We start from the raw sequence: 26,713 nt of genomic DNA, 5'->3' as shown, positions 1-26,713 counted from the left end.
GGCAGTTCCTTAAGGGTAAATGGAGCCATTGGGCGGAACAGTGATGGCTCCATCCTCAAAGCGCAGCAGGAAAGTTACTCCCTGCAATTCTACTTGCCGCTCGATGAGGCTGACGAGGCCGGGCTTCATGGTCGAGATCGAATTGTGCACGTCCATGACCACGACACCCGCACGCTTCGGCTCCCAGAGCAGCTGCGCGGCCGACTTCGCAGCGTGCCTCTTGACACCTGTGACGCTCTGAAGGTTCTTGTGCTGGTAGGCATAGTCGATCTGCCCATCCGCGTCTCGCGAATAGATGTCGAGGTCGTAGTCCGTGGTGTTGTCTCCGAGTTCAAACCCAACGCGGCTGGCTCCACGGTCCTGCAGCTCCGTAGCAATATTCATCGCCGCGTACACGCCCGGTACTTCGCTGCCGAGTGGGTCGCTCCTACTCGGTCCCTTCTTCGCGTTCTCCAGAATCTTGCTGTAGTTCTCGGCCTCGCGCAGGTGCCCCTTGGCGATGTGCTCTGCGACGCCGGCACCGAAGGGGTCCTTGCGCAAGGACCGCACCAGGGCATCCTTGTCGCCTGGCTCCCATTTCAGCCGGTCGAGCTCGGCGACGATCTCCGCCTCCTGCTCAGCGCGCATCGGACCTGTCTGAGGCTGGGCAGCCTGGTCAGGTACCACGCCGTACCTGCTCGGTTCGACGCCCGGCACGATCCCGTTGCTGCCATCGTCACCAATGCCAGGGCCCGCAGTTCCGCCGCCATCGCCCACTCCTGGACCGTCACCATGCCCAATCGAGGACGAGTCGGTGTGCCCTGGGGAGGCCCCGTCTCCGTGACCGGCGCCCGAGCCGTCGGCGTGGCCAACCCCATCGAGGCCGCCACCCGCACTACCACTGGGCCCGTCGGCGCCTCCGCCGGGAGCGTCGTGGCTGGCCGATGGCCCTCCCGCGAGGTCATCCGCGCGTCCACCAGGCGACGGGGCCTCCCCAGGACTGTTGGTTCCCTGCGCACCCGCGTCGAGCCCATTGGCCCGGGCTGCGCCTTCGGGCGCAAGTGCGCCCGCACCCACGAGTTCGCGCTGCCGCGGCGGCTCGACTGGCTCGGTTCGCTGCGCGGCCGAGGGCTCCCGGGCCGGGGGCGCCGTGTTGGGGCTGCCGTCGGGGTTCTTCGGGATGAACTCGCCGTTCTCGACGCGCACTCCGGATCCGTCGGGGAGGTTGAGCACGCTGTGCGGAATCTCGGGGGTATGCGTGGCGATCGCGGCCGTGGAGCTGGTGATGCGCGCCGCGACGTCGGCGATCTTGGGCAGGCTGCGCGTTGCCGCGCCGACCGCGCGTGCGCCCGCGCCGATCGGGTCGATGAGCTCGCCGGTCTTGGCCAGGATGCCCGCGGCTCTCGCCCCGGCTCCGGCCTTGCCTGCCGCGCCGCCTTTGGCCGCGATACCGGCTGGTCCTGCGCCCAGGGTCAGCGCGTTGAAGACGATGGTCGATGCGGCACGACCGGGGTGGTCCTCCCACTGGTCCCAGGCGAGGAACGACTTGCCGAAGGCTCGCGCAGTGTCCTCGTTGCCCTCGAACGCGTCGCTGTCCCAGGCGGAGTTCTTCTTGTCGCTGTCGCCGGTGATGAAGTCGGCGAGCAGGCTGGCGCTGCCCAGGACCGCCTTGCCGAGTCCTTCGCGTACTTGATCGCCCTCCTCACCGGGGCTGAGCAGGGTGACCAGGCCCTCGGCGGAGCCGATGATGTTGTCGAAGATCAGGCCCTCGCCGAAGTCCTTCAGGTGGTAGTCGAGATGGAAGGGCCACGTCGAGTGGTGCGCCGGGCGTCCCCAGGGCAGTTCTTCGGCCTTGTTGAGCAGGTCGGCCGTGGCGCCGTAGGCGTTCTTCTGCTCACCGCTGCCGTCGTTGATCACCCACTGGGTGCCGCCGAACGTACCGGTGATCTTGCTGGCGGCTTCGGTCTCTGCCTTCTGGAAGGCCGCGATCGCGTTGTTCACGGCCGTGATCAGCCCGTTGTGCCGGTCGACCGTGGCCTGATCGCGCGAGAAGTCCTGGATCTCGCCGTTGTCGCCGGTCACCTCACGGACGAAGCCGATGGCCGAGGCGCGCAGCTGCTCCAGCTTCACGACCAGCGGGCCGATTTCGTCCCGGTAGGCGCTCAGCGCCGAGGCGACCGTCTCCAGGCTGTCGGCGAACGACGACGACGTCTCCTGGACCGGCTGGGTGGACATCAACAACTGTCCGGCTTCGGGCGCCTTGTAGTAGGCGTCCAGGCCCTGGAAGCGGGTATCGACGTCTCCACCGTGCTCGCGGACGCTGCGCGCGGCGTGCTTCAGTTTCCCGATGTGCTCGTCGAGCGCCGTGAGATTGCCCGTGTAGTGCGGTATCCCGCCAGGGCTAATGATGTCGTGCATCACTTGCCGCCCTTGCTACGCAGTCCAGCGAGGAACCCGGTCACGTCCGGGCCGAGCACGGCCTGGCGCTGGGCGTTCCAGGCTTGTTCAAGGTCCCCATTGATGTAGGCGTTCGTCGCGTCGATCGCCCCGTTCGCCGACGCGGCAGCGCTCAGCATCATCGAGACCGTGTCGACCTCATAGTGCTCGGCGAACTGCGCCAACGCCAGCGCCACCAGGCCGCCGGTAGCGTCCGACGACTCGGCGAGCGTGCCCGCGTCCTGTGCGGCGCCGTTGAGGCCCACCCCGTACTCGGCGATGCCCTTGTTCATCTTGTCGGCGGAATCCCGCACCAAAGAGATAACCGAGTCCACGCCGCTGGGCGTGATGTCCCACCCCGTCATAGCGTGCCGCCTCAGCCGATGGAGTCGACGGCGGCCTTCGCGCGCGACAGCGTCTGCTGCGCGGTGCCGTCGTTCTTCTCCAGCGTCGACTTGAGCAGCTGGATGATGGTGCGGACCTCGCTGGACGCACGGTTCCAGCGCAGTTCCTTGTCGTGGTACGAGTCCGAGACACCGTCCGCCTGGAAGTCGGCCATCGCCGCCTTCACCTGCCGGTCCCGCTCCCCGATCACCTGCTCCAGGCGTGCGATGACGCCCTGGATGTTGCCCTGCGCGTCCGAGGACGCGGCCATGTCGTACGAGCGACGGTCAGCATTGCCAGCCATAAGTCTTGAGTCCCCCGTGGTCAGCGGCCGCCGAAGCGAGCGGCGTCGAAGTTCGCAGCAGCCATGTTCGAGCGGGCATTGTCCGCCGACTCCGTGTCACCCGTAACGAACGACGAGTCCATCCCCGACTGACCACCAAGGATCGCCGAGAGAGCGCCGTTCAACGCTGCAGTAATTTCGTCCGAGTTATTCTTAAATGAGTCAAATGCGGCCTTACCTGAGCCGTTGAAACGACCCTCCAGCGGCTGCGCCGCGGCCACCAACTGGCGGATCAACGAGCCGAGATCATCACTCGAACCCTGCGACTGCGACTGCAGATTCGACAGCACCGTCGCGCCCATATCGAACTTCACGTACGCCCCCGACGTCAGCCCAGGCCCGCCAAAGCAGCGAGCCTGTACGCGTATACATCACCCTCCATAGAGGGGTGATCATCCTGTCCTGGGACAGATTGCACACGCAACCCCTTCTGAGCCAAAGAGCCATGACGGTCATCACGTTTCGGTCCGCGCTCTGGAGGGCTACCCACGGTGCCCGAATGTCTTAAGCTGCGCCGCCCTGCAGCGGATCGGGAGACAGCATGCGGCGCTGGCAGCAACTGATCATCGATACCTGGGGCGCTCTGGCGTACAAGCCTGCGTTCCAGGAGGCGGCCGACGGTCGCACCGGACGGCTTCCCGGTCACGCCGGTGCGGCATGGGTGCCGGAAACCGACCGTCGACGACTCGCCGCGTACACCGTGCTGGCCGCCTACGACACGAACCAGGCAGCAGCCTTGCTTGGAGAGGACGGAGCCGACCGCCGCGAGTACGGCGATCCCGCGCTGATCGTCAACCAGACGCTGTCCCATCTCCTGGGCGAGACGCAGAAGATCACGCTGCCGGGCACAGCCGAGCAGGATTCAGACCTCGGTAGCGAGCGCGAAACCCTGTTGAAGGAGTGGGCGGACTCCGAACACCTGTGGATGCGGATGCAGCACGCGGAACGTACGGCCGTGCTGCTCGGCGACACCGTGTATCTGGTCGCCTGGTCCCGGCTCAAGAACCGGCCCGTACTGCAGACCATCGACCCGGGCTTCTACTTCCCCGTCCTGACCGACGCCGGCCTCGGCGCCGACGACTATCCCGAGCGCGTACATCTCGCATGGGAAGTGCCGGCCGGCCCCGCGGCCGGACAACGCAGCACGCTGCGCCGTGTGACATACGAGCTGGGCCCGATCTCAGACAACGGCGATCCCCGCAGCCGCCGCTACCCGTGGTCAACCGAGCCCAGCGACCGGACCTGCTATCTCACGGACGCCGAGTGGGACCTGGAGCACGTCAACCGAGCCGAGGGCATCGACGCACTCTCGCTGAAGCACGCCCGCTTCCGCACGAACGCCGACGGCGACCTCCTGAACCGCCTCGACCTGCAGCTGGACTTCATCCCGATCGTCCACGTCCCCAACACCATCACCGGCCCCGAACACTTTGGCCAGTCCAGCCTCATGACCGCCGCCCAGCTCCTCGACGACCTCGGCGCAGCGGACACGGACAGCCAGCGTGCAGCGGCCACCACCGGATCGCCGATCATCGGTCTCTCCGGCGCCCGGCTCCCAACCGACCGCAAGACCGGACAGCCGTTGCCCGTGCAGGTCCAGCCGGGCATGGTCTGGCCGCTGGGTGACAGCGGTCAGCTCAGCACAGTGGATACATCGGCGCAGCTCGCTGAGATGCGTTCGTACGTCGAGGTCCTGCGCGACCGCCTGTCCGTCGTCTCCAGACTGCCCGGCAGCGTGCTGGGCACCGTCGACCCGTCGCAAGTCCCGTCCGGCTACGCGATGCGCCTGAGCTTCGGCCCACTCAACGCGATGGTTCGCTCCATGCGCCTCGCACGTGCCGCGAAGTATCCGCTGCTGCTGAAGATGGTGATGCGCCTGTACCAGGCAGGCGGAGTCCTGCCCGCCAGCAGCAATCCGCGGGCCGACGTGGCGTTCGGCTCGTACCTGCCGAGCGACCAGGCCGGAACACTCGACCTGGTCACCCGCGGGGTTCAGGCAGGTGTGCTCTCGTTGGAGACCGGCCTGCGGATGTTGGCCGAAGGAGGGTTCCCCATCGAGGACGCCGCCCAGGAGCTGCAGCTCATCCTGGCTGAGAAGGAGGCTGCTGCGGTCCGGCAGTCGGTGCTCTTCGACGAGGAGAGCGCCGCCGCAGATGAAGGGCCGGACGACGAGCATCGCACCCGGCACGAGCGGACAACCTCCGCACGCGCGCGCTGATGTGCAGCCCGCAGGGCACCTCCACCAGACATGACGCTATTCCGGCACGGTCCACTTCAAGGGTTCGGGCAGTGCCGGGGCCGTGGTTGTGTCTGAACTGATCGGGACCGGCGGGCATTCCAGCGGGGGGTACAGGTTAGGAGCTGGGAACGAACTGTTCTGTCACCCGTTATGTGACACTTGCGGACATGGATATGGGGCGTGAGTCGCGTTGGGAGAAGGACGCGATGACGGTGGAGATCATGTTCGCCCTGGTCACGGCTGCTGCGCTCGCGGTGCTGGTCTTCGGTGTGTTGCTCATTCCGGCACTGGCCATCGGTGTCACAGCGCCCGCTGGGAAGGTGCTGCTGGTGGTGGGGGCAGTGCTGGCGGTGGCGGTGGGTATCTGGCGCGTCGTGCGGGTACTGCTGCGGTTTGATGCGAACCGTCGTCTGGGGCACTGACGCCCAACTTCCGTGCCAGGTCAGGATCTGCGCTTCGACCGCCGGAATCGCGGCGGGACGAGTGGTGCCATGCAGCGTGGCAGAGACGGCAGCGTGCGAGCCCGCGTGAGGAACACGATTCCCGCGGCACACAAGGCCATGAGGGTCATGATGGTCCACAGGGCGGTGTGACGTGCGGCGATCGCGACTGTTCCGAAGGTCAGGAGCGCGGTCCACAAGTACATGAGGAGCACGGCTCTCGGGTGAGAGTGGCCGATCTGGATCAGGCGATGGTGGAGGTGCTCCTTGTCCGCTGTGAAGGGGGACTGCCCGCGCCAGGTGCGCCGCATGAACGCGAGCACGAGATCGATCGCGGGGACAGCTATGGCGGTCAGGGACAGCAGCACGGGAATGTAGATGGGCGCCATGATCTCGGTGGTGTCTCCGGCGCGGCTGATGCTCTGCGCCAGCGCATCCGGGTCGACCTGCCCGACGGCGGAGATGCAGCAGGCGGCCAACACCGTCCCGATGAGCATGGAGCCGGAGTCGCCCATGAAGATCCGCGCGGGGTGGCTGTTGTGGGGAAGGAATCCGACGCACATCCCCACCAGGGCCGCGCTGAACATGGCCGCCGACTGAGCCGCTTCGATGCCGTACCCGTACCAAAGGCGGTAGGAGTACAGCAGGAAGGCCGTTGCGGCGATGGCGACCATGCCCGCGGCGAGGCCGTCGAGCCCATCGATGAAGTTGACCGCGTTGATCGTCACCACGACCACGGCGACCGTGAGCAAGGTGCTTTGGGGTTCGTTCAGGATGACGGCGCCGACGCCCGGGACGGGGAGCCACAGGATGGCCAGTCCTCCCGCGACCATGATCGAGGCGGCGATGAGCTGACCGACGAACTTGACCACGGCGGCGAGTTCGAACCGGTCGTCGAGCACGCCGATCAGCCAGATCACTGCGGCGCCAACCAACAGTGCCTGAGGTTCGTGGGTGCGGGTGAACGTGTCGGCCAGATGCGGGAGATGGGCGGCGACCAGCCAGCCCGCGCACAGGCCGCCGAACATGGCAATCCCGCCGAGCCTGGGGGTCGGCTGGCGGTGAACGTCGCGTGCGCGCACCGCCGGGGCCGCCCCGATGGCCAGGGCGAAGGTTCTGGCCGGCCCGGTGAGGAGAAAGGTCACCGCAGCGACGACGCACAGCGTCAGGAGATAGTCCCGCACGAAGGCTCAGTCCATTTGAGGTAGGCACCGCGAGCGGCGGGGCGCCGCAAGGCGCCCCGCCGCAAAGGGAACTTGCTGGTCAGCCGCAGGTGACGCGGTACTGCGGGCCGTAGGACCGGTTACTGCCGAACCATGACCCGTTGCTGTTCTTCAGCTGGCGGGTGCCGATTGCGCTGCGGTAGAGCTGATTACCGGTGCCCTTGGCGCACGTCCACGATGACGTCACGCTGAGCGCGCTGACGTTCTTGCGCTCCTCGGCCTTGGAAGCCTTCTGCCGCCAGATGCCGGCTCCGCGGTACTGCTCGACATAGCTGCCCACGCGTGCGGTGCCGCGCTGGTTGCAGCTGATGCCGACCTGGGCCTTAATCGCACCACCGTGCTTCCACGGCTTGTTCTTGGAGACCGAGCACGACGGCTTCGCCAGCACCCCGTACTCGGCTGCAGGGTCCTGCATCGTGACGTTCACCTTGTCGCCCTGTCGGTCGTCCATCTGACGGGCCCACGAGGCAAGGTCCTTCAACGACTTCACGTCCTCCGCGACCGACGCGAAGTACGTGAGCTGGCCGCTCGTGGACAGCGTCGCGGCCGAGGCGCCGTCCGCGTCCTGGCTCGTCGCCAGCTCACTACCGGTGCTCAGCCGCTCGATCTTCGGTGCCTCGTTGCTGTTGAGGAGCGAAGCGGGCACGTCCTGACCGGCGTTCACGCGCGACACGTCGGCCGCGAGCTCGCCACTCTTGTCGAACAGCTCGACGCGCAGAACCTGCCCGACGTCCTCGTATTTGTCGGCGGACGGCGTCCCTGCCTGCAGCCCGGAGATCCTCTCGAGCTCGCGCACGAAGGACTCCACGTCATCTCCCGCAGCGATCCCGCTGCCCTCAAGCTCCGGCGCGAGGCCGCCGTGGGTGTTGGACTCGACGGTGGTGAACCGCGTCGGCGCATCGCCATCTGCGGCGACCGCAGTCGCCGGCACGAGAGCTGCAACGGTCGCGGCGGCCCCAAGAGTGAGGACAGCGCTGGCTATTCGATTCGAACGCTTCATGTACGGGCTTCCCTATCGAGATGCGTGACAGAAGACCGGCCCTGTGAACCGGACTCGACGCGACCCTCACATAAGAGGCAAATCAATCGAAGCGACCATCGGCATGTCGCACCCAAAACAGGACCTTCGACACGTGACGGCCCGACAGATCGCCACCGTTCGCTGCCAATTCACCAACTAATGGGGATAGACGCCCCTCGGGAGGATCCCCTCTCACTCCCGGTCCGTCAGATCCGTCACGGTGAGCAAGTGGCTCACGTAGAGGCGGCGCACAGGTTGGTCAGGACGCCGCTGAGTCCGAAGTCGCGCTGCTGGGCGGGCAGATACCCGTAACCGGCAGAGTGCGGGGTCGGGCGGCGGCAGTACACCGCCGACACCTCCCCGAGCCCCACCTCTCGGCTACCCGCCTGCACCCTTCACCGCCCCATGCGGGACGACCTCCGTCGATGCGGGCCGCGAACAACAAGCCCTGCCCGATGTCGGCCTACCGCGCGCTCGCTGAGCACGAGAAGCAGGAGGCGTACCCCGAAGCCGTCGCCCAAGCGCACGCCGACTTCGCCATAGCTTCGGAAGTGCGGGGCCGACACCCTGTCGGCACGAAGATGTGGGCCCGCCCGCTCAGCGCTCGTGGCACAGCATCACGAGTGGCAACAACTGGCACACCCAGCCCCCATTAGGTTTAGACTCCGCCGGCGCGGGGGCGGCTGGGCAAGGAGACCGTGCCCATGAACGCGCGCCCGACACGGCCGCCGCTCCCCCTCGCCCCGCTCGGCTACCGCCGCGACGGACGCCCGGTCCTGCCGATTCTCGGCGCCTCCGCCGAAGACCCCGGCGAGCAACAGCACGGCGATCCCGCAGCCTCCTCCAACACACCACCACCCCCGACGGATCAAGTCAGCTTTTCTCAGGACGAGTTGTCCCGCCGTTTCACTCGCGAGAAGGATCAGGGCCGCCGCGCCGGTATCCGCGAGCTCCTGTCCCAGCTCGGCTTCGACAACGCTCGCGCGCTCCAGGACTTCGTACACAGCCAGCGCGAGGCCGAGCAATCACGGCTCTCCGACCTCGAGCGCCGCGAACAGGAACTCGCCGTCCGCGAACAGCAGGCCGCCGAGCGCGAGGCACAAGCCCTCACACGTGAACGGGATGCCGCCCGCCGCTCGGCGCTGGTCGGCCTCGGATCAACGGGTACGGAGCTGGAGGACGCAACAGTCCTGCTGGCACGCGCCTCTGAGGAAGCCGACGATGATGCCGCTCTACGCAAGGCGGCCGAACGTCTGAAGTCCCGCCGCCCCGAACTCTTCGGGCAGCAGCCCTCCACCGCGCCCCCTTCGGGCAGCCCGGACAAGGGAACACCAGCACGCACCGGCGGCACCCCTCCCCGCCCAGGTACCGCTGGACTCGACATGGCGCGCCGCCGAGGACACCTGACCACTGGCTCCTGACGGCCGCCACGACCAGCGCGGGGACCGTGCCCCCACCTCATCGAGATCACGGACAACAGCGCTCCGCTCCCCGTACGCACCGCGATCTCACAAGGACATCCATGGACCTCCAGCCGACCATCACTCACGAGCACATCACCGCCGACCGCCCCTGGCTGATCTCCCGCCACGGTCTCAACGCCGCGCTCAGCATCACTCTGGACATCACCCACTTCCGTGTCGGCGAGCACTACACCCCTGGCCACGAGACGCAGCCCCGCTCCTGTTTCACCTCTGGCATCCCGCTCGGCCGCATCACCACGACCGGCCTGTACGGCCCCTGGGACACGGACGCCTGCGACGGCCGCGAGGTCTTCGCCGGCGTGCTGCTCGCCGAGATCCACTTCACCCCCGGCTCTCGCCGAGCCGCCGGATCTCTGCACTGGCACGGCGTCGTAGCGGCGGCCCAGCTCCCGTGCGCTCTCGACCCGACCGCGGTCACCCAGTCCACCGCGCAGATCCACTTCGTATAGCCGGCGAGCCAAGGTCGGAGACCCACCATGCTGGACACACTGCTACGCGACATCGATGCGACGGACATCAACGCCTTCGCCCGCACGATCACGACTCCAGCGGACTTTGAGCTGACGCGCACGGTCATGCCCGAACGCCGCCTGAACTCCGTCAAGTTCAGAATCAAGAGCAGCAAGCGACGCGTGAACGCCGCGAAGTTCCGCGCGTACGACGCCCAGACCACCATCGCCCGCCGCCAGGCCGAGCGCATCATCACCGAGGGCATGCTGCCCCCACTCGGCCAGAAGCTGATCGTCGGCGAACTCGAGCAGATCCTCCTCGACACGTCCCGCGGCGCCGACTCCTCCGAATTCGTCGAGCTGCTCTACGACGACATCGAGCGCCACGTCGAATCGATCCACAACCGCATGGAACTGGCCGCCGGCGACCTCCTGGTCGACGGCATCTTCACCCTCAACGGCGAGAACGGCCTCCACCTGGAAGCCGACTTCGACGTCCCCGCGGCCAACAAGCCCACAGCCGCCAAGCCCTGGTCCGACCCGACGAGCGACCCGATCGCGGACGAACTCCGCTGGATCGAGTACCTCCGCTCGATCGGCGCCCCGCTCCCTGCCCGCGTAATCACCTCGTACAAGGCCCGCGCGGTCCTCGCGGCGAACGACGCCTACAGAGCGGCGTACTACGGCAGCGTCGCTGGCTCGACGACTCCGACGGCGGTCCTCGCCCCGAACGAGGTCGACGTCGTCCGCGCCCGCTACAACCTGCCCCCGATCACGATCTACGACGTCCAGGTCTCGGTCGACGACGCGTACCAGCGCGTGATCCCCGAGGACCGCTGGATCCTCATCCCACCAAACCCGGAATCCTGGGCGGAGACCCAGTACGGCGTCACAGCTGAGTCCCTGGTCTTGTCCGCCGGCGGCAACCCAGCACTCCTCCGAGAGGACGCGCCGGGCATCGTCATTACGCGTGGCCACCAGGACGACCCGGTCCAGGTCTGGACGAAGGGCGCGGCGGTGGCGATGCCCGTGCTGTACGTGCCGGACATCCACATCACGGCGAAGGTGCTCTGACATGGCATCGAGCTCCCCCAAGGCACCAACTCCACCTCGCTGCCTGGCCGCCGCAGTCTTTGTCATCGACCCCGCGACGCAGCAGCCCCTGCTCCTCGCTCCAGGAGCAGAAGTCTCGAACCCCGACATCATCAAGCAGATCACCCATCCCGACGCCTGGCAGCCCGAGACTTCGCCACCACGCCGTACGAAGTCGGCGCCCTCGTGACTCTCACCGCCGATGACTACGCATACCTGACCTCCGAGCTGGGCCCAGTCCCCCGCAGCGAGCTCGAAGTCCGTCATGGTCGCCTCGGAAGCCTCACGGCCGTCGCAATTGAGGTGCTCCGCGAGCGCCGGGCAATGCTGATCGCCGACCCCCTGACCGTCACCGTTCAGGGGGTCGCAACGGTGAGCAACGTCGAGAACGTCAGGGCGCTGGAGCGACAACTGGTCTCTCTGGAGCAGGCCGAGAAGATCACTCCGCCGCCGCCCAGGCCGACATTCCTGGTCAGACGCCCCGCGCGGTGAGATCGGCCGGCAGTGCAACCGGACGGAATACCCCGCCGCATAGACCTGTGCACTGAGTGACGGACGAAAACTTCCGACAACTTCCGGTCACCGTGAGGGAGTTGCCGCCTTCGGTGTCCCATTGACACTGAGGCCACTCCGCAGACGGATGTCAGTGGGGTGGGCTACCTTGCAGGTACTTGCTGATGCCCGAGTCGACCACACGGCGACGAGGGCCAAAGGGACAGCAGGTCAAACCTATGTGGGCCCGCCGTACAGCCGTCGGGCACCGGGAGGGGAGCTATGAAGCTCCAGCTGTGTCACGTGAGGATCGACGCGATGTGCCGCCTGTACGAGCTCCAGAAGTCCGGGCCTCGTACCGCGGAGTTCCAGGACCAGATCGATACCGCGCTCAACTTGGCCCTCGGCGAGAAGCGCGCCGCCGAAAACCCGACCTACCTCTGCCGCAACCTCCTGCGTGATGCGCGCCGCACCAACTGCCGCTCACAGCAGCGTTCCCGCGAAACGGCAGCCGGAAGGCCCCTCGCCGATGCGCGCCACCGCCGCTTGGTGGGTTACGCGCCTGACGGCTCCGTCAACGCCGAGTTGATCACCTACGTGACCCCGGAAGAGCTCGCCGTAGCGGATGAACTCATCCAGAACCTCAGCAGCTACGCCGCCGCCCTTGGGACCCACGGCCCGGTGTGCCTGAGGGGGATTCTGCAGGGTGAGACTGCGGCGGCAACGGCACAGCGGGCCGGAGTCTCGGTAGCAACCGTCGAACGCGCACGCCGCGCGCTCCGGATCTACGCCGAGACGCTGGCCACCTCCGAGTCATAGAGGACTGACACGGCAGCCCGGGCATTCTCGGCAGCCGTGCATTTCGGTACGGCGGGGGTGACTGCACCGAGCCCTGGTCACCCCCGCCACTCACTAGTCCTAGACGCCGCAGCCAGGCAAAACCTGACTGCGGACCGAACCCCACATACAGGACGTCTACCGCGTCACGCGGATCGTCAGGAGCAGAGTCATGAACGACATCGAACCCCAGCCCATCCCCGTAGTCCTTTCCGGCCAGGCTCTGATGAGCCTCAGGGAGTCCGGCCACAACTTCCCGTCGGCCGTCGGGGAGGTCATCGACAACAGCATCGAGGCCAAGGCCAATCACATTCAGATCGTGACCGAAGAAGGCCAGGTCGCCCGCAAGAAGGTGATCAAGCAGGTCGCCATCATCGATGACGGCAAGGGGATGGAAGAGGAAACCCTCCACCACTACCTGCAGCTCGGGTTCTCCACTCGGTTCATGTCGAATGACACGATCGGGAAGTTCGGTGTGGGTGCCAAGCTCGCAGGGCTCAGTGTGGCCATGCGCATGGATGCGTGGTCGCGCGTGGAAGGCACTGATCGCATCCGCCACGTCTTCTTCGACCTCAGCGATGCGGTCCGAGAAGAGGAGGTGGGAAACGAGATCGGGATTGCCCCGCCGGATGACGAACCCCTCCCCGCGCACCTGCTCGCCTACTTTCCTGAGGGTTCGGGAACACTGGTCCTGTGGTCCAAGATCGATCGAGTGTCGGACGGTCACGGCCGGACGACTCCGGACCATGTTCGGAATGAGCTCAACAAGGAGCTTTCGCGGGTCTTCCGCGAGTTCCTTTCCGGTGGGATCCGCATCACCGTCGATGGCCTAGATCTCCGACCCCACGACCCCACGTTCCGTCACCAGGGCACCTGGGTCGACCACGTACTGGCCGAGCATCTCCGTCGAACCGCGAATGCCGCATTTCCTGGCGGACAGCACCATTTCGCACCACAGGTCTTCTTCGATGACGAGGTCTCTGTCGAAGGGACGCAGCACAAGGTTCACGTGACGATCACTCTTGCGCCCCCGGAGGTACTCCGGCACAAGGGATCCGGTGGTGATGGGATGGCGAAGCAACTGCGGCTGCCCGAGAACGAGGGAGCCATCAGCTTCCTGCGCCATGAGAGGGAGATCAGCTACACGCCCGTAGCTCGCCTCTATCCGGATGGCGTGAAGACCCCTGACCGGTTCATTGGATTCGAGGTTCGTTTCACCCCTGAACTGGACCGTCTCATGGGAGTCCGCAACGTCAAGCGAGGCGCCGTACCAGCCGATGAGCTGCGCACGACGCTGCGCGATCTCGCCAAGCGAATCATTCCGGGCGCACGAGCTGAACTGGCCCGAATCTGGGGCCAGCAGGACAGGGAGCGCGCGGAGCACGCCGGGGAGCACGCTCCGATCATCAAGGCCGTCAAGAAGGCCGACCACACCATGCCGAAATCTCGGGTGAAGTCGGTGCCCACGCCCGCCGAGAAGGAGCGTGCCTACGGCGACATGGCCAAGGACGCGGGGAAGGCCGACTCAGCAGAGGAGAAGGCGGCCTACGCGCAGGAGATCTCGCAGCTTCCTTTCGTGATCGAGACTGTCGATTTCCCTGGTGACCAGATGTTCGAGCTCACCCACCTCGGTGAGCAAACCCTGATCCGCCTCAACGAACGACACTCCTTCTACCGCGAGATGTACGAACCACTGCGGGCCCTCGCTGACGGATCGAACGGGGATGGCGCCGGCGGAAAGGCGTCGTCCACCGCCAAGCGAGCACTCGAAGCGATCACACTCCTCATCGTGGCCTACGCGAAGGCAGAGACGCAGCACGGGACGCCCGACGAGCAGTATGCGGAGCTTCGGAAGCACTGGGGAAGCTTCACCCAGCTCTACATGAACAAGATCAAGGACGTCCTGTAGTCGCCGCTCTGCAGAGGGCACAAGGCCGCGGCACACCTTCAGGGCCCTCCGCCCTGCGGTGTCGGGACTTTCGCCTTCCATGTCGAGCGAAGCGTCGAGCTATTTTGGCGGATCGTGGCCTAGATGGCCACGGAGTGAGGGAGTGTCGGTGCAGCCAGTTGACCAGCAGGGCGCCACGTGGGTCCAGCTCTTCCCCTGGGTAGAGCATCTCTGGACTGATGCGCTTCTGGAGCTTCAGCGGCTAGGTGGGCCTGCGCAGTGGTGGGTTCGAGAGAGCCCGCTCGCAACTGCCTCGAGGCGCTCCTCAATGGATGCCGTATTCGAACAATTCGGTTCGATCGTCGCATCCCATGGGGAAATCCCGAACAAGACCATTGGGACACTGATTCCTGAGGCGCCGAATGATTTTCAGTTGGCTTCACTCGGCTTGGACACTGCAACGATGGCGACACTCAATCGCTGCAGACTTTCGACTGTCGGCGACCTCCACGAAGAAACGCCTGCGTCTCTAAAGAGCACACGGGGGATTCCGAAAAAACAAGTAACCGCCATAGTCGGAGCTCTGCTGCGGGCCGCCACCCTGAGTGCGTGGGATCCCGCACGCGCTTTCGGGTGGGCGCTGACCGAGTGGTACGAAAGTCTGGACATCAGGGAACAGGGCATCCTGCTATCCGAAGATGCGCTCGGGCGCAACGAGAATGCGATGAACCGCCTCGCGGCCGAGCACAGGTGCCTGCGGGATCGAGTGGCTGAACTCGCAGAAGCCCTTCCGGGCAAACTTCAGAATGCCATGTTGGAATCAGTCAACCTCGATGCGGCCATTGCGGCGTTTGATCGCGCTACGAGAAACCCTATATTGCAGGATTCGCTCCTAACGCAACTCCCCTGGCTTGCGGACGAAATCCTCGACAGCGACACGAGTTCCCTGAAGCCGCTCTCGGCACTGCGAGGAGTCAGCACCGAAGGCGAGTGGGTTTACTCCGGAGATCTGAACCACAAGCGCAGCGAAACACTAAAGTCTCTAAATCTCGAACCCAATGAGGTACTTTCAGTTCGATCGGCTTCGATGATTCTAGATGCGCAAGACTGGGATTCGAAATCGCTTGCCGCTTGGCTTGCGCATTGCGGACTAGAGCATTGCAACGGACAGCTTAGCATTCAGGAGCTAGCCCTCCAGGAGGGTTCCGCCCAATTTCAAAACGATACGAAAGTAGACAGCGAGCCCAATGCGACGTTCGATATATCACCCCGGAATGAAAATTCCAGCGCATCGGACATTCGCTCATGGGCACGCCGCAATGGATATACGGTTGGAATTCGAGGACGCATTCCGCAGGTAGTCCAAGACGCCTACGCCGACGCCATGAAATCCTGTGCACCGACGGATTCTCAACCCAATACAGGGGCGGTTGACAGACACCAAAGGTCCCTTTCGCAAGAATTGAATGACCTGGCATCGGCAGTGAGCGAGATCGACCCCTACGCAACGCTCGGCTCACTACTGATCGGAGATATTCCGCTTCCGCGCCACGCCCGCGAGACCGTGAAGCGGATCCTCAACGCCAAGGCTACTGAAGCAGGCTGGCTAGTAGTGGACGCAAGTCCGGAGCAGACCGAAAATGCGCGACCTGTGGCACCAAACCCTCGGCGCGGGACCCTCAAGGCGCGCGCGCACACAGTTCTGAGCGAGGCGCAACATCCACTACTAACAGCTCGCCTGGTAGAGCGGATGGGTAGCGATGTAAATGAAAGATCATTGAAGATTCAACTCGCAGCGGACCCGACCTTCACACGGAGTGACATTGATTCGTGGGCACTCGCCAGCTGGGAGTTGCGTCCATACACCAGTCTGAAGGACCTCGTTGCCGAAGAAGTCGACGATGCCGGAGGCAGCGTCGCCAGCGACGTCCTGATTCGGAAGCTAACGCGCTCGTTTTCCATCAACGAAGCATCTCTGCGCCAAACTATGTCGACATACCCCTTCACTTCGAAAGGTGGGATCGTTCGACGCTTGTCAGATGACTACGATGATGAGCGTCACGATTCATCAAGCAATGGGACCCGTAAGACCAGTCCCGCCGCCGGCAGGGAGCTTGCACGAGATCTAGGATTGGACTTCTAGTGAGTGTTTCAGATTCTCTCCGCTATGCCGACTTGGCGGGAGAGTACCGAAGCGACCGCGGAAGCGTCGTTGATGAATTTTACGTTCCCGCCCTGTCCGTTTCGCGTTCATACGATCGCGCCGTCGGCTATTTCACTTCCTCGGTTCTCGCCGTAATCGGAGCGGGGGTTGATGAATTCGTACGGCGCGGTGGGGTTATGCGTATCATCGCCTCCCCTTACCTTCTGCCTGAAGACGTCGCAGAAATCGAGGCAGGATACGAGCTGCGATCCGTTCTCGAGAAGGCTGCCATCCGAGATTTGGAGCGCGCAATCGAGGATTCCCGAGCCGCTCGCGGACTGGGAAAGCTCGGCAACCTCGTGGCCGAAGGGCGCCTTGACTTTAAGCTCGCCTACGTCACTTCTGGTAATCGCGTTGGAATGTACCACGAGAAAATCGGTGTTTTCCGCGACGATCGCGATCTGGTGGCGTTCAAAGGGAGCGCAAACGAGACTCTGTCCGGACTTATCGGTAACTTCGAGTCTATTGAAGTCTTCCGCAGCTGGGACGAGAGGGGCCGCGAACGGGCACTCCGTATCAGCCGGCACTTCGACGATCTCTGGGCAGACCGAACGACTACTCTTCGAGTGATCCCTTTCACGGACGCGGCAAAGAAAATCGTTGAGCGCAGCCATCAAATGGCTGCAGAACTTGGCGATTCAGAGCTCGTGGACTACAACGGCGCCCCTGTGACGATCACATCCGAGTCCAAGGTTGGCATTCTAACCATCCCAGCCGAGCTGCAAGTTCGCGAGTATCAGAAGCAGGCCGTCGGTAGGTGGTTTGCCATGAGCGGCCGTGGCATCCTCCGGATGGCCACTGGGACTGGAAAGACTCTCACGGCGCTATCAGCGGGAGCCCAGGTAGCCAAGATGCTGCACAAAACTGGTGAGCCGCTTCTGACCGTGGTCGTCGCTCCCTACCAGCACCTGGTTGACCAGTGGGCAAAGGATATCGAATGGTTCGGGGTGTCCCCAGTCCGAGCGTATGAGTCAACGGCGTCATGGTTCGGAAGAGCATCACATCTCTTGGATTCTCTGGCTCTCGGAACAAGTCAGGGCGGCGTGGTCATTACCACTAACAAGACGTTCGGCGACACCGCGTTTCAAAACATTTTGAGCCGTTACTCAGGTCGACTTCTGCTGATCGCAGACGAAGCTCACAACCTTGGCGCCAAGCACATCAGTTCCAAACTGCCCGAGAACGCCGAATTCCGCCTCGGGCTTTCAGCCACGCCGGAACGCTGGTTCGATGACGAAGGGACCGCAGCCCTTACGGACTACTTCGGCGATGTGGTCTTCGAGATGGGGATCGGCGAGGCGATCAAGGCCGGCGCCCTGTGCCGGTACACGTACACACCAGTGATCGTTGAGCTTGATGCTGAAGAGACCGAGCTGTACGTAGAGATCACTGAGAAGATCGCGAGAATCTTCGCAGCGCAGCAGGGGTCGGAAAGAGCAGATGAAGACAGTGCGTTGGGAGCGCTGTTGCGCAAACGCTCCAACCTTCTGGGGCACGCCCGCGCCAAGTTGCCCGCCCTCAGGAAAGAGATCGAGAAGCGCAGAGGCGACTGGCACCAACTTCTCTACTGTGCGGAAGGACGGCACCCGCTCTCTTACGAGGCCGGCGCACCGGAAGAACCTGCACAAATCGATCAGGCGTTGGACCTCGTTGGCAACCAGCTGCAGATGCCGGCTGCTCGGTACACGGCGGAGACCAAGCGCGTGGAACGGCGGCAGGTGCTGGAACGGTTCGCGAACAACAAGCTGCAGGTCGTCGCCTCAATGCGGTGTCTGGATGAGGGGGTCGATGTACCTGCGGCCCGCACGGCCTACTTGCTCGCCAGCTCGACGAACCCTCGTCAGTTCATCCAACGCCGCGGACGAGTGCTCCGTCAGTCACCGGGAAAGTCCGTGGCGGACATTGTCGACTTCATCGTTGTTCCTCCAGAGGACGTGGCAGAGATGCGAGACAACACCGAGCGAGGAATGGTTGCTCGGGAGCTCGCGCGGGTAACTGAATTTGCTCACCTTGCGGAGAACGAGGCAGAGACTCTCGATATCCTTCGCCCACTTCGCATTCGATACGGGCTGTTGGACATCTAATCCACCGTCATATACGCACCACACCAGAGGGAGTCGCCGTGAGTGACAGCAAGACTGCACAGGACGTATTGAACAAGCTTTCACCCGACGGCATGGAGCTCGCGAAGCGTGTGATCGATCTCGAGCGCGAGTATCTCCATGTACGGAACTCGACTGCCATCGTCAACGACATAGTGGCGGCCGTGAAGGGAATCGTTAAGTGAAGCTCCTGAAGCTGACGCTCAAGAACTTTCGGGCGTTCTATGGAGATCAGATCCTCGATCTGAACGTTGAAGACGGCAAACCTGCAGTCCTCATCTTCGGCAACAATGGCGCGGGGAAGACAACGCTCCTCAATGCGTTCGCCTGGGCGCTGTACGGAAAATTCTCGGATGATGTCGAACAGCAGCACCGAGTCATCCACGACCAGAAATGGTCCGAGACTCCATTTGGCAGTTCGGTAAGCGCATCGGTTGAGCTCAAATTCGAGCACGCTGGAGTTGTGTTTTCCGCACTGCGTGAAGTTTCCACCGTCAAGAACAGTGACGACCAGATTGAGCTTCCTGCTCCTGTGACCCTCACTGAAATCAGGAACGGCGAGAGCAAGTCCGTCGCAAACGGGCAGGACCGAATTGAAAAGATCCTCCCCGAAGGGCTTCGCCGCTTCTTCTTCTTCAACGGTGAGCGCATGGAAAAGATGTTCTCCGGTGAAGAGAGTAACGACGAGGTCAAGCAGGCCATCAAAACGCTGATGGACCTTGAGCCGATGGAGCGCGCGATCTCCGAGCATCTCCCGGCCGCCGCACGGAAGCTCGCCAAAGAACTTCCTAAGTCAGGCGACAAGCGCCTGCAGCAGCTCCAAGAACACCAAGAGAATCTGGAGAAGCAGGAAGCTGACGCCCGCGTCCGGGCGCTGCAGATTTCGAAGGAGATCAGCAGCTACGAGCGCGAGGTCTTGGAGATGGAGAAGGCCCTACGTAGCCACTCTGAGTCGAAGCCGCTGCAGAATGCGCGGAAGAAGCTTGAGTGGAAAATCAACGACATGAACGGTCAGCTCGCAGCCAGGTACGCGCGCAAGCGTGAAATCCTCGCGAAGAGCGGCTTCCTCGCCTTCACAGCTGGCATCGATGCGCAAGTGATCAGCCTGGCCGAGGCTATGAGGGAGCGCCGCGAGCTACCCGCCGGTATTCAGCGGGACTTCATCGACGGGCTGATCGAGGACGGCACGTGCATGTGTGGCACTCCGGTGCCGGAGGGTAGCCCAGCCTATGCCGAGCTGGACAAGCGTCGGTACAACGCTGGGCTCCAGGACGTCGAAGCTCGGTGGATGTACGTCAGCGGACAGATGAAGCACCTGGACGAGGCTCGGCAGACGTTGCTCAATGACCTCCGGCAGGCGGCCGTCGAGATCCAAAACTGCCAGGAGGACATCAAGCGTCTCGAAGAGGAGAAGAGCGACATCGACCGCCAGCTCCAGGACGTGAATGTCGAGGACGTTCAGCGTCTGGAGCGGAAGCGGAAGGACTTCGACGAGAAGCGCGTGGACGGGATTACCGAGCACCGGCGCCTCGAAGACAAGATTGCCGAGTTCACGTCAGAGATCGAGAAAGTGAAACGGCAGTTCCGGTCCGCACAGTCCGCGGACGAAGCTTCGAGGAAGGTTCAGCGTCAGGTCAACCTTGTCAACGAGGTGTTGGAGACCTTCCGGGAAGCACTTGAGCTGAAGACGGAGGAGGTCCGAGCGGAGCTTGACGCCAAGGTCAAGGAGGTCTTCTCGCGGATCTTCATCAAGTCCTATGAGCCCGAGCTCAACGAAGCCTTTGAACTGCACCTGACGTCGTCTGCTGGCGCCGCGATCCGAAGCACCGGCGAGAACCAGGTACTCGGCCTGTCGTTCGTGGGCGCAGTTTCGGAGATCGCCAAGCTGATCTACCAGCGCAAGTCCAAGGGCAGCGAGGACATCCTGGGCGAAGGTGGCATCTACCCGGTCGTCATGGACGCGCCCTTCGGCAGCTTGGACCTCACCTACCAGAAGGAGATCTCGCAGGCGTTGCCCAAGCTCACGTCCCAGATCGTCACTCTCCTGTCGAATTCCCAGGCGCGCGGCGAAGTGATGGCGAACCTACAAGGGTCGGCAACGCGTATGTACGTGCTTCGGACGGTCACTCCCAACACCGCGGCCGCGCAGGAATCGATCGAGATCAACAACCGCGCTGTCCCATATGTCTCGCACGGCGAGTTCGAGCACACTGTCCTGGAAGAGGTAGCTGTCTGATGGCTTACGAAGATCGCTTCCGACGGCCGGCCGCTCACGAAGAACTGCTCGGAGCCCTAACGGGCAAGGATGCACCGTTCAACTCAATGGTCGAAGTTCTCATGTTTGCTGCAATGCTCGGGCGGCAGAAGGGGAAGCGAGAGCCATTCGAGAAGGCGGGGGAGCCAATCCGCTTGGCGATCATGGAAGCGCGTACCTACGGGGACGTGCTGATGGACATGCTCGCCGTGGTGGAGGACTCCGATGACCCCAAGATCCTCGGTGATGAGCGGCAGCCCGAGAGAGTCCGCATCTTCGAGGAGTACGCCAACGGCGGTCTCAACTTCATCCAAGGCGAGGTCAACGCGAGCGGCGGCAAGGACTACGTGGCGATCATCAGCACACTGGTAATGGACTCGTTGACCGCTCCCGATGGTCGACAGAGCGACGTCATGGAGCTGATGCAATCGGCCTCGCTGGACTGGTAGTTGCAACGTATTCGACAGGGGTGGGGAGCAGCGGCAAGCTGCTCCCCACCCCTGTCCACGTAGTAGCAGACCAGCCTCAGGCGGAAACCGCGGATCGAATGAGCCCCTCGATCCGAGTCATCTCCTTGTGCCCACCGAGGTAGCCGATCCCGCGGTGCAGGTGCACAGTGAGGGCCTTGGCCACGTTCTCATCTGTTGGCTCGTCACCGTCAACAACGCAGCGCTGCTTGAGGAGAGCGAGATACAGGTCTCGATGCTGCCCCGCGAACGTCTTCCACGTCATCTCGACGTTGGAGTCCGTGACGATGTCCTTGACGAGGGGCGTCGACGGATCCTTGAGTGACAGCGCCAGTGCCCAGCGGCACAGGACATTCCACTGCGTAATGCCTGTGGTGCGCTTCAGACGCACCAGTCGGTCCTTTGCCGGCTGAGAGAGCCGAACGTTGTCAAGCGACATGTGTGACTCCTGAGTTCCACCAGTAGCCCTCAACCACTCTGGTGGTGAAGTCCGTGTCGTCGTGGGCCAGCGTGTACGTGTGAGCGACGTACTTCTTCAACCGGCCCAGCAGATGTTCGTCGATCTCTTCATCGGTGGAGAGGAGAAGGACCTGATCGCTGGCATACGGGAAGTAGCGGTCAACGAGGTGCTCCCTGTGACGACTGTCGAGGCGTCCTAGCGGGGTATCGATGACGCTGGGCAGACGGTTCCCTGCAACCTTCATCAGTCCCCAGAGGAGGGAAACAGCCAAGAGCTGCCTCTCGCCCGCGCTGAGTCGCCCAGGGTCGATCGCTTCGCCGTCGGCGTCGGACAGTGTGAGGGTGAACTTGTCAGTGTCGATCCGTAGGTCGTGGACAAGTCCGCGCTTCCGCATGAGGTCCTTGAAGCTCTGCAGAACTGCAACCTCCAGGCGGCTGATGTGTCGCTGCAGGAGGGCCTCTCCGAATCGCTCCAGCGTTCCGCGGGCCTTCTCCGCGTACTTGATGATGCGCTCGACCTCTTCGGCCTTGACCTTGGTCTGTACGAAGTTCTTGTGGGCTCGCTCCAGCGCGGCAGCAACGTGTTCGCGGCGTCGCTTCAGGTCTGTGATCCGCTGCTCGTCGCGGGCCATGCTGTCCTGAATGCGAGCGACTACATGAACTTGTTCGTCACGAGCAAGCTGGAGAGCCTCCACCTTGCTCTGCTCGGGGACGCCGGCAAGCTGCCTGTCTAGCTGGTCCACTTCCTCGGCAGCAGCGGCCGCCTGCTCCAGTAGCTCTGTCGCCCGCTTCTTGTCGCGCACGAGAACCTCGTCCAGCACGGAGAGCTGGGCCAAGGCGTCGTGAGGAAGGTCGAGATCTACCTTCAGAGCAGTCGACTTCGAACGCTTGGCCCTGTCCTGCTCAAGCTCCGCCATGACCTCTCCCCGAGTGGTCTCGGGCAGAAGGCTGAGCAGCCAATCGTCTCGTTCAGTCAGGACGGCGAGAACTTGGCCTGCCTCAGCGGCCGAGTTCTCCTGCTTGGCCTGTTTGCGGAGGTCCTTCACCTGCGTTCCCATGAGCAGGAAGGGGAGCGGGCCTGCGGCGAGCTGCAGCAGTGACGCACGGACATCAGCCAGTTGCTTAGCTGCTCGCTTTCGTGCCTCATCAAGCTCAAGTCGACGCTCGAAGAGTCCGCCCCCTTCGTTCTTGAACGCTGCCTCTAGGTCACCAAGGTCCCGCTGTGCCTTCCGAAGATCCTTCGAACGCGCCACACGCTCCTGTGCGGCGACATCCAAGTCCTGCTGTACAGAGGCGGCTTCACGCTCATGGGCATGGATGGTGTCCATCAGATGCTGCTCTTCGTCGGAGAGCTTCTGACGACGCTGCAGGGCCAAGAGGTCCGTGCGAAGTTGCTCGACTGTGCTCACGCCGAGCAGGGAGTGCACCGCCGACTCGATGACCGAAGCGGCGCGTTCGGGGTCCGCAAGTGATTCGATCTTCTCCCCGTCGAAGAAGGACAGGGAAGCGACCTCCAACGGGAGTAGGTCCTCTACGTGATCGGACCACCCTTCGCTGAGCAGTCGGTTGTACTTGAGGTCTGACTGGGAACGCTGCGACGGAACAGCGCTGTTGCCATAGTCCTCGTCGACGAAGACGTTGAGGAACTCCTTCAGCGACTTGCCGCTGGTACGCCAGCTGCGGATCACCTTGTAATAGTGCTCCTTGGCGTCCACCGTGATGGTGAACTCCAGGGTGATCGACGAGCCACGGGCCGGATCGTGCTGCCGGTTGATGCTCTCTCGGAGGAAGGTCTCGTATGCCTTGTTGCCCCGGCCACTGCATCTGGCCCGGGGGCCGTAGAGCGCGAGCTGGATGGCGTCGAGCAGCGTCGTCTTACCGCACCCGTTGAGACCACCGATCAGGACGATCGGCTTGTTCTTCTTCACGCTCAGGTCGAGTGACTGCTTGCCTCGGTACGCCCCGAACTCTTCGAGGGTGATCTTACGCAGGAGCATCGATGTCGGTTTCTTCGTCGAAGGTCGGGTTGGTTGCCACGTCCTCGCGCCACTGCTTCTTGCGCTGAGCGAAGGCGAATGCGTCGTCGCGATCCTCGTAGAAGCCCTTTTGTACCGCGGCTTCGAGGGCTTGGAAGAGACCGGAACGCCGGGTCATGGTCCGGTACCTGCGCTCGACAGAGAGCAGCTCACGCACCATGTCGTAATGGAGTTCGTCGCCTTCGCAGACCTGCTTCAGGAGCTCCATCTCGTCAGCGCCCATTACGAGCTGCTCGTCGAGCGGACCACCGGGGAACTCGTCGCCTGTGGCTGCCTTGTAAATCGGCGGCAGACTGTCCTCGACTTCGTGCTTGTCGAAGACCCAGATCCGACGGATCTCGTGGAGCTCATCCAACGTGATCAGCTCGATGTTGCGGACGTGCTCCGGTGCATGGGCCCTGATCCAAGTCTGAGCGTCGAGGAGATCCTTGAGCCAGCTCTCTCGAAACTTCTGAAGGTACGGGCCGTGGACGACCACGTCCTCGCCATCGCTGCGCCGGGTGAAGAGGTTCACCTGGCCGTTCATCCGGCGGAAGTCACGCGCTGGCCTGTCGGGCCGAGGGTGAGGAATCTTCTTTCCAGGCTGGAAGTCAGGGTCGCTCTTGTCCTCAACGAAACCGAAAGGAGAGTCGAGCTTGTCTCGCAGCTCTAGGAGCGGCAGCATCCACTCCTTCTCCTCGTCATTTCGGATCATGGCCGTCATGGACTTGTCCTGCTCGACCAAGGTGCACGTCCAGCAGCCGAAGCGGCTGGAGCCGCAGGAAGGCGTGGTCGAGTCCACGACCAGCGGACACTCTCCGTCCTCGGACGCCCCCTGATACATGCTGAGGAGGTCCTGATTGTTGTAGCCCCAGGGATTGGGCTTCTGCATCAGGTACTCCCAGACGTCGTCGTTCGTCCAGTCTTCGACCGGGCTGTAGACGAGCGAGTTGGGGAGATTCGCGTTGGGCGACAGGCGGTCCCGGACGCGGCGCTTCTCGTGCTTCTCCATTGCGCGGGCCCGGGCTTGGCTCTCCGTCTTACGGATCCCGAGGACCATGATGGCCTCGCCGTGGGCAGCAACAACGCTACGAATGAAGGAGTTTGATGGCTTGATCTTGAGGCGTTCGGTGCACCAACGGAACTTGGGGCGCGGCGCTGGATAGCCACGGCCAATGAGATTGACCCAGAAGGTGTCCTTGATCTCGGGCGTCAATCGGTGCGGCTCGATAGGGAGGCCCTGCTCGGCCGCGGCCTTCTCCATCGCTTCCAGAGAGGTTGTGACCCACGCGGCCACCACAGGATTCTCGACCAGCGTGTCCGTGCTGATGACATGCACCGTCTTGGTCAGCTTGTCGGCCGGCAGCGCCTTGAGCGCCGTCCATACGAGCTGAAGGACAGCCGTTGAGTCCTTGCCACCGCTGTAGCCAATGACCCAGGGGACCTCATCTGCCGTGTACAGCTCGCGGACCTCGTCGGTCAGCTCGGTCGTCACCTCGTCCATCGACCGTCCGTCGAACGGCAAGCGCCGGACGGAAGGGATACCAAGAGGTAGCGGAGTGCTCATGCTTCGCCTCGCAGATATGCGTCTTCCACTCGCTGTTCCTCAGGGCTGAGGCTCAAACCCAGGTGGTTACGCAGGTAGTTCACGGTAAGGGTCACGTTCTGATGGCTCTTCGACACGCGTCCGCCGACGATGGCTCGTCCTTCCCAATGAGGGTTCGCCCGAGCCCAGTTCACTTTCTTCAGAGGAGCCAGCTGCTTCTTCCATTTGGAGGGCGATGTGGACTCCCGGAACAGGGAGTTACCAATGCGCCCAAGTGCGTGGAGGGCGATCCCGTGGCTGTGGATGAAGTCGCGGCGCATCTCTGTCGCTGAGAGCTCCCGACTGCGGACCTGACCCCACTCCGGCAGCGTCCTATCGATCGCTTCCCAGTAGGACTGGGCAAGATCGGTGGCTTCCTCGGGTTCGATCTCCAGCCCTTGGACCAGGGCTTGAGTCCCGAAGTAGAGGGCACTGAGGGTGAACATCATTCGAGAGCGGGCAGAGAGGTTGCTCTTCTCCATCTCTACGTAGCCCCTGAAGATGCTCGAGCGATTGATCATCTCGCGGACGACCTGCGAGGAAGCGTCCCGGTGGTCGTAGAGAACGCCGATGGAGCGTGCCGGTCGGACCGCGTGCCGATTGAGATCGGCGAACATCTGTTGAGAACGAGCCAACCCTGCGTCGTGAAAGAAGACGACGGCGATCGTCTCCTCGCCCAGGTCAGGATTCTCCCTCAGGGCGAGTTCAATGGCGGCACGCCGGTGCTGACCATCGTTGATCAGGAACCGAGCTTCCATGGGGATGCGGAGCTGTCCTGCACGGAAGCCGACGCCGTCAAGACTGTGGCTCTCGAACGTCATGTCGCCGTCAACGGAAGCCGTCAGAGCGCTGAAGATGTAGTCGTTCGGGTTGTCCAGGATGTACTTGGACAGGGCGGGAAGGCGCCCCTTGTTGAGGATGCGCTGCGCGCGTAGCTCCGGGGATAGCTCGTCCTCGTCGAAGATGAAGATCTTCGGAATCAGGCGAAGCGGACACATCGAGACATAGAACTCTCGACCCGCCTGAATGCCGCGAATCGCTGGAAATGTGTACTCGAACCCCATGGATGTACGCGGGGAGACGACTCGGGTCTCAGCTGCCACAGTCTCGTTCTCCACTTCGGCGACTTTAACGTACTCGCGATGCGTAGTGACCGTCATTTGACGTACATAGGTGTCTACAGCGCGCATCAAGCGTGGCGGGGCGGCGTAGGCGACTGTCACCCGCGGGTATGAGGCAGACCACTTCCGTTGTTGACGTACGCGCGAAGCCTGCTGCGCGTTACCACGGCACCCGTGTACGTTAACGGATTGACGTACAC

The 26,713-nt window shown here is 63.4% G+C and carries 25 protein-coding genes; 14 read left to right on the top strand and 11 right to left on the bottom strand.

What is annotated here, in order from left to right:
* Positions 1–9: 9 nt before the first annotated feature.
* From H9Y04_RS35520 to H9Y04_RS35505, 4 genes are read right to left on the bottom strand one after another with little or no spacing between them, the layout of a single operon-like run.
* A complete protein-coding gene (locus H9Y04_RS35520; protein WP_187818297.1) occupies positions 10–2,400 on the bottom strand; it encodes a hypothetical protein in 2,391 nt (796 codons plus the stop codon).
* The gene (locus H9Y04_RS35515) at positions 2,397–2,780 is read right to left on the bottom strand and encodes a DUF6507 family protein (protein ID WP_187818296.1); all 384 of its coding nucleotides are present in this window, start codon (positions 2,778–2,780) and stop codon (positions 2,397–2,399) included. Before H9Y04_RS35515 ends, H9Y04_RS35520 begins: the two co-directional genes overlap by 4 nt.
* Positions 2,781–2,791: 11 nt before the next feature.
* Entirely contained in the window at positions 2,792–3,103 is a 312-nt protein-coding gene (locus H9Y04_RS35510) for a pore-forming ESAT-6 family protein (protein WP_187818295.1), read from the bottom strand.
* Positions 3,104–3,123: 20 nt separating this feature from the next.
* Complete coding sequence (locus H9Y04_RS35505) at positions 3,124–3,456, bottom strand: hypothetical protein (protein ID WP_187818294.1); 333 nt, start codon at positions 3,454–3,456, stop codon at positions 3,124–3,126.
* 227 nt (positions 3,457–3,683) lie between these two features.
* Between H9Y04_RS35505 and H9Y04_RS35500 the strand changes: the two genes are divergently transcribed.
* Positions 3,684–5,360, top strand: a complete 1,677-nt coding sequence (locus H9Y04_RS35500; protein ID WP_187818293.1) for a hypothetical protein — start codon at positions 3,684–3,686, stop codon at positions 5,358–5,360.
* A gap of 188 nt (positions 5,361–5,548) precedes the next feature.
* Entirely contained in the window at positions 5,549–5,803 is a 255-nt protein-coding gene (locus H9Y04_RS35495; RefSeq protein ID WP_187818292.1) for a DUF6332 family protein, read from the top strand.
* A gap of 20 nt (positions 5,804–5,823) precedes the next feature.
* Here H9Y04_RS35495 and H9Y04_RS35490 read toward each other — a convergent pair whose 3' ends face one another.
* The 3 genes from H9Y04_RS35490 to H9Y04_RS35480 all read right to left on the bottom strand — a co-directional run bounded on the left by H9Y04_RS35490 (position 5,824) and on the right by H9Y04_RS35480 (position 8,436).
* A complete protein-coding gene (locus H9Y04_RS35490) occupies positions 5,824–7,005 on the bottom strand; it encodes an MraY family glycosyltransferase (RefSeq protein ID WP_187818291.1) in 1,182 nt (393 codons plus the stop codon).
* 79 nt (positions 7,006–7,084) lie between these two features.
* A complete protein-coding gene (locus H9Y04_RS35485) occupies positions 7,085–8,044 on the bottom strand; it encodes a hypothetical protein (RefSeq protein WP_187818290.1) in 960 nt (319 codons plus the stop codon).
* A 254-nt stretch (positions 8,045–8,298) separates the two neighbouring features.
* A complete protein-coding gene (locus H9Y04_RS35480; protein WP_187818289.1) occupies positions 8,299–8,436 on the bottom strand; it encodes a hypothetical protein in 138 nt (45 codons plus the stop codon).
* Positions 8,437–8,769: 333 nt separating this feature from the next.
* Between H9Y04_RS35480 and H9Y04_RS35475 the strand changes: the two genes are divergently transcribed.
* From H9Y04_RS35475 to H9Y04_RS35420, 12 genes are all read left to right on the top strand, one after another.
* Positions 8,770–9,486 carry a hypothetical protein gene (locus tag H9Y04_RS35475; RefSeq protein WP_187818288.1) on the top strand — a complete coding sequence of 239 codons (717 nt, stop codon included), beginning with the start codon at positions 8,770–8,772 and terminating at the stop codon, positions 9,484–9,486.
* Between the two features lie 101 nt (positions 9,487–9,587).
* Positions 9,588–9,998, top strand: a complete 411-nt coding sequence (locus H9Y04_RS35470) for a head decoration protein (RefSeq protein ID WP_187818287.1) — start codon at positions 9,588–9,590, stop codon at positions 9,996–9,998.
* Positions 9,999–10,025: 27 nt separating this feature from the next.
* Positions 10,026–11,072, top strand: coding sequence for a major capsid protein (locus tag H9Y04_RS35465; protein ID WP_187818286.1), 1,047 nt, complete (start codon positions 10,026–10,028; stop codon positions 11,070–11,072).
* A 1-nt stretch (position 11,073) separates the two neighbouring features.
* Positions 11,074–11,280, top strand: a complete 207-nt coding sequence (locus tag H9Y04_RS35460) for a hypothetical protein (protein WP_187818285.1) — start codon at positions 11,074–11,076, stop codon at positions 11,278–11,280.
* The gene (locus tag H9Y04_RS35455) at positions 11,277–11,582 is read left to right on the top strand and encodes a hypothetical protein (protein ID WP_187818284.1); all 306 of its coding nucleotides are present in this window, start codon (positions 11,277–11,279) and stop codon (positions 11,580–11,582) included. Before H9Y04_RS35460 ends, H9Y04_RS35455 begins: the two co-directional genes overlap by 4 nt.
* A gap of 282 nt (positions 11,583–11,864) precedes the next feature.
* Complete coding sequence (locus H9Y04_RS35450; protein ID WP_236071868.1) at positions 11,865–12,401, top strand: hypothetical protein; 537 nt, start codon at positions 11,865–11,867, stop codon at positions 12,399–12,401.
* Positions 12,402–12,591: 190 nt separating this feature from the next.
* Positions 12,592–14,328 (top strand): ATP-binding protein, encoded by a 1,737-nt coding sequence (locus H9Y04_RS35445; protein WP_187818283.1) that lies wholly within the window; start codon positions 12,592–12,594, stop codon positions 14,326–14,328.
* 307 nt (positions 14,329–14,635) lie between these two features.
* On the top strand, positions 14,636–16,450 hold the full coding sequence (locus H9Y04_RS46270; protein ID WP_214661953.1) for an Lsr2 family DNA-binding protein: 1,815 nt from the start codon (positions 14,636–14,638) through the stop codon (positions 16,448–16,450).
* A 197-nt stretch (positions 16,451–16,647) separates the two neighbouring features.
* The gene (locus H9Y04_RS35435; RefSeq protein ID WP_368858444.1) at positions 16,648–18,594 is read left to right on the top strand and encodes a DNA phosphorothioation system restriction enzyme; all 1,947 of its coding nucleotides are present in this window, start codon (positions 16,648–16,650) and stop codon (positions 18,592–18,594) included.
* A gap of 38 nt (positions 18,595–18,632) precedes the next feature.
* Positions 18,633–18,797: a hypothetical protein gene (locus H9Y04_RS35430; protein WP_187818281.1), complete on the top strand. Its 165-nt coding sequence runs from the start codon at positions 18,633–18,635 to the stop codon at positions 18,795–18,797.
* Positions 18,794–20,848 (top strand): AAA family ATPase, encoded by a 2,055-nt coding sequence (locus H9Y04_RS35425; RefSeq protein WP_187818280.1) that lies wholly within the window; start codon positions 18,794–18,796, stop codon positions 20,846–20,848. The genes H9Y04_RS35430 and H9Y04_RS35425 overlap by 4 nt, the downstream gene beginning before the upstream one ends.
* Entirely contained in the window at positions 20,848–21,315 is a 468-nt protein-coding gene (locus H9Y04_RS35420; protein ID WP_187818279.1) for a DNA phosphorothioation-associated protein 4, read from the top strand. Before H9Y04_RS35425 ends, H9Y04_RS35420 begins: the two co-directional genes overlap by 1 nt.
* Before the next feature lie 76 nt (positions 21,316–21,391).
* Here the strand turns inward: H9Y04_RS35420 and dndE are convergent, their stop codons facing one another.
* The 4 genes from dndE to dndB are packed head-to-tail and all read right to left on the bottom strand — an operon-like array spanning position 21,392 to position 26,552.
* A complete protein-coding gene (gene dndE / locus H9Y04_RS35415; RefSeq protein ID WP_187818278.1) occupies positions 21,392–21,772 on the bottom strand; it encodes a DNA sulfur modification protein DndE in 381 nt (126 codons plus the stop codon).
* Complete coding sequence (gene dndD / locus H9Y04_RS35410; RefSeq protein ID WP_187818277.1) at positions 21,762–23,789, bottom strand: DNA sulfur modification protein DndD; 2,028 nt, start codon at positions 23,787–23,789, stop codon at positions 21,762–21,764. The genes dndE and dndD overlap by 11 nt, the downstream gene beginning before the upstream one ends.
* Positions 23,776–25,374 carry a DNA phosphorothioation system sulfurtransferase DndC gene (gene dndC, locus H9Y04_RS35405; RefSeq protein WP_187818276.1) on the bottom strand — a complete coding sequence of 533 codons (1,599 nt, stop codon included), beginning with the start codon at positions 25,372–25,374 and terminating at the stop codon, positions 23,776–23,778. The genes dndD and dndC overlap by 14 nt, the downstream gene beginning before the upstream one ends.
* The gene (dndB, locus tag H9Y04_RS35400) at positions 25,371–26,552 is read right to left on the bottom strand and encodes a DNA sulfur modification protein DndB (RefSeq protein ID WP_236071866.1); all 1,182 of its coding nucleotides are present in this window, start codon (positions 26,550–26,552) and stop codon (positions 25,371–25,373) included. The genes dndC and dndB overlap by 4 nt, the downstream gene beginning before the upstream one ends.
* Between the last annotated feature and the right edge of the window lie 161 nt (positions 26,553–26,713).

Source organism: Streptomyces polyasparticus (assembly GCF_014493765.1).
Classification (GTDB): domain Bacteria; phylum Actinomycetota; class Actinomycetes; order Streptomycetales; family Streptomycetaceae; genus Streptomyces; species Streptomyces polyasparticus.
The sequence above is the reverse complement of the archived record's forward strand: the minus strand, read 5'-3'. Positions and strand labels throughout refer to the sequence as shown.